Source organism: Dolichospermum sp. LEGE 00246, from assembly GCF_015207865.1.
Taxonomy (GTDB): domain Bacteria; phylum Cyanobacteriota; class Cyanobacteriia; order Cyanobacteriales; family Nostocaceae; genus Dolichospermum; species Dolichospermum heterosporum.
In genome coordinates, this window is sequence record NZ_JADEWA010000425.1 from 1 (window position 1) to 4,812 (window position 4,812).

Sequence of the window (4,812 nt, forward strand, 5' to 3'; positions counted from 1 at the left end):
ATCCTGTACATCCTCTAATCCTGGAAATCCTGATTCAGACAATTGAGATATTCAGATACCCGACTTTTTTTATTAAAATTATCATTTACTAACATTAATTATTTCAGAAATCGGGGATCTTTGACCACAAAATAAAATCCTGTAAATCCTTTAATCCTGGATATCCTGATTCAGACTTAATAATTTTCTGTAACCTTTAAATATTACAGTTTACAAGTCTCGAAGCGAGGGAAGACAACGAACTTCGTCCGTTTCAGACCCGAATAATCAGGATACCCGATCATTGCCTTGTCTTTAGCATACCTAAATCGAGTCGGGAGGTGGCCTTCGGGTGCTTTATTGTCAAAAGTAATATCTGTGTATTCCAACCACAACCAGTCTTCTCCTTTTCTCCATCCTACCTTGTCCCCGAACTTCGCCCAGATGTCTGAGTTATCTTTACTCGTTCCACCGAAACTTTGATAAATGCGTTTCTGAACAGAAAACCCAAAACGCCCGTTACTGATTGAGGGTTTTAATGGCGTATAATTTACCCGTGCTAGGTTCTAAGGCTTTGTAGGTAGTTCCAAAACCACCGCTACCCAAGGGTTTACCCTGAATGATAAATCTACCGTTGTTAATTTGTTGCCCTGGTTGCCAGATTATCATACCCTTGATAGTAGATACGGTGGAGACTAATTTAATTGTATCATTGCGTTGTGTTAGATCCCCGACTTCTTCAAGAAGTCGGGGATCTGGGATGTTATAATATTAACTATTTTTCCCAGTAATTGATAGTCCTTCTACTATCAGCGATGGTGTATAACAAGAACCATTCCAATCTACGTCTCCACCCAATCGCACCACTTGTTTTAGGGCTGTGTAGACGTTACCCGCGACCATCGTATCTTTGACTCTGCCAATTATTTGACCATTTTTGACCCGATAACCTAAATCAACATTGATGGAAAAATCACCAGATAGTCCGCTACAACTACCTAACATTTGATCGATAATTAAGCCGTCATCCATCTTGCTAATTAAGTCTAATAGGGAAAGATCACCAGGTTGAATCAGGAAGTTAAATAATCCAGGAGTGGGATAACTACTTAAGCCAGGGCGAAAACCATTACCAGTGCTACCGCTGTTTAATTGTCGTCCAGTGGTGCGATCGCTATAAAAATTCCGTAAAATCCCATTTTCGATAAATATCAATGACTGAGTAGGTTGACCTTCATCATCAAAGGGACAACTATAGGGACCGGCTTTTGGGTTTTGGTAAAGGGTCAGGGTGGGGGCAATAACTGGTTTACCCAATCTATCTGCCCAGGGGGAAGCCTTTTCCAAGATGTGTTTACCATTCAAAGCTGATTGCACAGTTCCCCACAGCATATCTGCTGCTTTGGAAGTGAACAATACAGGACAACGACCACTGGGACTAGGAATGTTTTCTTTAGCCCAATTTAAGCGCTGTAAAATTTGGCTGGCTACTTTTTCTGGGTTGAGTTTATCGCGTTGAGTTTGACCATCAGCAACACTGAGAAAATCATCACCTCTCACCCATTCCGCTGACATATAGCAGCTAAGTGTGGTGTCGGTGTAGTGAGAATCTAAACCTTTGCTGTTAATCAGTCTAGTGTTTTCTATATCGCATTCCCAGTCACTATGGCAAAGAATATCTGGATAAACATCACGAATTGAGGCGATCGCTTCTTTGCCCCAGTTAATCAACATCTCTACAGATACAGATGTGCCTAAATCTGGGTAAGATTGCCCCGTATAACTATTTAATTCAACCGTTTCCGGTGGATTTAATTGACTCAGTGCCAAAGATTTCTCCACCATAGCTTGGGGATCAACATCGCCATAAGCCACCGTCAAACCGGGACAACCATCCCGCCATAGTCGTAGGGCTGTACCCTCAGATTGACTGGTTTCTAGTTGTTTGAGACGGTTGGCTTCAAAAAAAACTGGTCGAGAAAGCGATCGTGACTGATATACTTCCGCAGCCTCAGCGCCAGATTTGAGGGCAAGTTCTAGCAGTTGTTCCGCCAGTGTATCTTGTAACAAATTTGCAGAACCCATGTCCCTTTATGAATTATGGATTTTGGATATAAATCGCTTAATAGACGCACATCATTATCCCATTAGCGTGTCATCAACAGTTACAAAAAAGGGAACAGGGAACAGGGAACAGGGAACAGATAAGAAACACTCATTTGCACCAGTTTATAGCTTATCCCTGCTTGTACCCTCATGGCAAATTGATTTCTTGTAACAGCCAAAAGCCCGCAAAATCTTGGGATTGAGAATCGGACTGGACACCAATAAAATGTACGCCATTGGCTTGTTCCTTAGCTACAGCAAAGCCCTGTGCTTCTGCCAAAAGTTCAGGAGTGCGGATATTAGCCACCACCCAACTTTCCGTAGCCCCCGTTTCTAAAATCAACCTGTTGCCTTGTTTGGTGTCAAAGTGCAAATAAGCCATTTCCAAACCAGACATCCAACCCGCTATGGGTAAAGCCCTGGAGGAGAAAATCAAAATTCCTGGAATCCGAGTTTCTGGGGATAATTGCGCCAACTCCAGGGGAAAAGCTTCACCAAAGCCAATTTCCCAATCCGGCATTTCCGCCAAATCACTAGCTTCTAAAGTCACAAAAGCCCATTGTTTTCCTTCCAACGCATCTGGTAATCGCTGGGGCAAGGGTCTATCTAAACGCACCGAAGGATTAACTACCCCCTGATATCCTGGTTCTTGGGGATAAACTTCCTTCATTCGCTGCTGTATCCACTGATTGAGAACCAACGTCCGCCGACTTGGCACGGCGGGTACTCCCACGTCTTCACAGGATTTGGTGATCATGTTATTCATTTGGCGGCGGAAAAAGCGGATTTTGGTAGGTGCTGTACCAGCTTCTTCTATCGCTTCCTGGATTGCTGTCCGTAGCCAACCCGAATTTACCTGGGTACTTGGGCAATATTTAGCATAGCGAAACAGAGAATCCGTTGGTGTACCAATATCTACAGGACTTTCGCACACCAACATTTCCCACACTTTTTTCTGATTTTCGTCCAAAATCGGACGGGAGTAAAAATCGAGTTCCCAGTACATTTTTCTCTGGCTGCCCATGTTTTAGCGGTAAAAATCTGATGACTTAATATTTTGTGATTTCCTAACTTTACCAATTTACAGGAGCATTGATATTTACTAATTTTGGAGAATAACAATATACGCTCTTACAAAAAATAGATGTAATATAATGTACCAAAAAGAAAGCAATAGGCTCTATCTTTGATAGTAGCGTTGGGCTTAAGCTTGATATATCTTTGTAAAGAGCGATCGCATTTTTGGATCTAACTGTATATTTGTTATCACCATTTGGTGATTTGTTTACTCTAATAAGTAGTGAGATAGAATTAATTACACAATGTTATTGCGTAAGCGTGGCGTGGCGTTAGCCATAGGGAACGAAGTGAAATGAAGCAATCGCCAGGGTTGTGATTGCTTCCCTTCCCTCGCAATGACTGTAAATATTTTTGTCCAATTACTTAACTTTTTCAGCAAACCCTAAATAGAGTTTGTCAACTCATCAAACTTAGCCCGAACCACCTGTATATCTTGCCACATTAGCCATTTCGGCTTTCCTTTTTCCCGTGAAGGATTACGCAACAAGTAAGAGGGATGAAAAATAGGCATACATAAGCGCCCTTCCCACTCCAACCATTGACCACGAATTTTAGTAATCGGACGGTTATCACCAATCACACCCTTCACAGAAGTTGCACCTGTTAATAAGATAATTTTTGGGTCAACCAGGCGAATCTGCTCAAATAAATATGGTTTACAAGCAGCAGCCTCTTCATTAGTCGGTACACGGTTTTCCGGTGGTCTACACTTACAAATATTGGCAATATATATATCTGTTTCCGTACTTAAATTTACCGAAGCTAAGATACTTTCTAGTAATTGTCCTGATCTACCCACAAATGGTAAACCTGTTTCATCCTCATTTTTCCCCGGTGCTTCTCCAATAATCATAATATCGGCTTGGAGATTACCACGCCCAACCACAGCATGAGTCCGGTTTTGGGCTAACGCACAACGCTGACAGCCATTGCAATGTTTTGTCAATTCCTCTACATTCTCATAAGTTCCCGGCGGAATGGGAATTTTATTACTTGTAGTAATTAGCTCTCTTTGGTTTAAGCTGGAGTTATCAAATAAACTAAGTTGAGTCTCATGCTGCATGGAATTTAGAATGGTAACTGGAAACTTCAGAATATTAACGCAAATAAGTAGGTTAGCATTAAAGATTGTCGTTATGGCAAGGCAAGAGTGAAGAGGCAAGAGGCAAGAGGCAAGAGTGAAGAGTGAAGAGGATTTGAGCGATTTTACTTTTCGTTACATATTTCGGTTTTTTCCGTTCACCTACTTATTACCACCCATCCTATCAATTAATAGACAGGATTAGATTGGGGCTTTGTCTACCTCATCACAAGTATCGCCCTTTTTTCCAGACAGCACACTCTAATTAATCAAGTTTTAAAGCATTAACTGGCACATCATCCCAAGATTTGACTGTTCGTAATTTTGCAATCCAGCCCTCTGCCTTTTGAGAGTTCGTGAGATTAGTCTTAAACGACTCATGACAATCTCTAGCCTGAGATTCATCACAAGAGGCAATACAGGCGTGAATCAGTCCAGAAGGATCAATTTGTTCATTCACCCAAATATTCATAGTTTATATTTTGAAAATATCGTGTTAAAACCGTCATCTTTAATTTTATAATACTTATTAAATTTAGGGACTTCCAATTAAAAAAATACCCAAA

Annotated in this window: 6 protein-coding genes; all 6 read right to left on the reverse strand. The window is 41.3% G+C overall.

The window, feature by feature from the left end:
* Nucleotides 1–203: 203 nt before the first annotated feature.
* Nucleotides 204–506, reverse strand: coding sequence for a GUN4 domain-containing protein (locus IQ228_RS21330; protein ID WP_080683863.1), 303 nt, complete (start codon nucleotides 504–506; stop codon nucleotides 204–206).
* Entirely contained in the window at nucleotides 499–648 is a 150-nt protein-coding gene (locus IQ228_RS21335) for a hypothetical protein (RefSeq protein ID WP_160170624.1), read from the reverse strand. The genes IQ228_RS21330 and IQ228_RS21335 overlap by 8 nt, the downstream gene beginning before the upstream one ends.
* 102 nt (nucleotides 649–750) lie before the next feature.
* A complete protein-coding gene (locus IQ228_RS21340; protein WP_193964353.1) occupies nucleotides 751–2,064 on the reverse strand; it encodes a TldD/PmbA family protein in 1,314 nt (437 codons plus the stop codon).
* A 169-nt stretch (nucleotides 2,065–2,233) separates the two neighbouring features.
* Complete coding sequence (locus IQ228_RS21345) at nucleotides 2,234–3,091, reverse strand: Tab2/Atab2 family RNA-binding protein (protein WP_370566924.1); 858 nt, start codon at nucleotides 3,089–3,091, stop codon at nucleotides 2,234–2,236.
* Nucleotides 3,092–3,547: 456 nt separating this feature from the next.
* On the reverse strand, nucleotides 3,548–4,228 hold the full coding sequence (locus IQ228_RS21350) for a uracil-DNA glycosylase family protein (protein WP_193964357.1): 681 nt from the start codon (nucleotides 4,226–4,228) through the stop codon (nucleotides 3,548–3,550).
* Between the two features lie 283 nt (nucleotides 4,229–4,511).
* Nucleotides 4,512–4,718 carry a hypothetical protein gene (locus IQ228_RS21355; RefSeq protein ID WP_053538132.1) on the reverse strand — a complete coding sequence of 69 codons (207 nt, stop codon included), beginning with the start codon at nucleotides 4,716–4,718 and terminating at the stop codon, nucleotides 4,512–4,514.
* Nucleotides 4,719–4,812 lie beyond the last annotated feature (94 nt).